This window comes from Halorubrum sp. SP9, from assembly GCF_005435015.1.
In the GTDB taxonomy this organism is placed as follows: Archaea; Halobacteriota; Halobacteria; order Halobacteriales; family Haloferacaceae; genus Halorubrum; species Halorubrum sodomense.
This window is the reverse complement of sequence record NZ_SGXU01000314.1, coordinates 1-511: the sequence shown is the minus strand read 5'-3', so window position 1 is coordinate 511 and position 511 is coordinate 1. Positions and strand designations below refer to the sequence as shown.

The 511-nt window shown below is 57.3% G+C and carries 1 protein-coding gene; it reads left to right on the top strand.

The genetic code is table 11. From position 1 onward, the window contains the following. Positions 1 to 90 precede the first annotated feature (90 nt). On the top strand, positions 91 to 511 hold a 421-nt coding region (locus EXE45_RS17690; RefSeq protein WP_241989531.1), incomplete at its 3' end, for a glycosyltransferase family 4 protein.

Sequence of the window (511 nt, the reverse complement as noted above, 5' to 3'; positions counted from 1 at the left end):
GATCTACGCGAACATCGCCCGGACAGCGACCGTGCCAAACAGATTCGAGAGCGATACGAGATTCCGGCGGATGCCACAGTATGTCTCTTCATGGGCAGTAACTACAAGCCGAACGTCGAGGCAGCGAAGAGCGTCTGCGACATCGCACTGGAAATGCGGGATCGAACACCACCCGTTCACTTTCTCGTACTCGGAAGTGTCGGGAATTCACTCAGCGCGGATCGACTCCCGGGGAACCTAACTACGACTGGTTACGTCGAGGAGGATTTCGAGGCGCATTTCGACGCCGCGGACATCGCCTTAAATCCGATGCGCTCCGGCGGGGGTACGAATATCAAACTCATCGACTACTTCGCTCGGAGTCTCCCAGTGGTCTCCACTCCATTCGGCGTCAGGGGGCTAGAGGTTTGTGGTGATAAAGAAGTAGTCGTCGCGGAAATCGACGAGTTCGCCGCGGCGATCGATACACTTCGGGAGGAGCCGAAACGATCAAAGGAACTCGGTGCGGCGG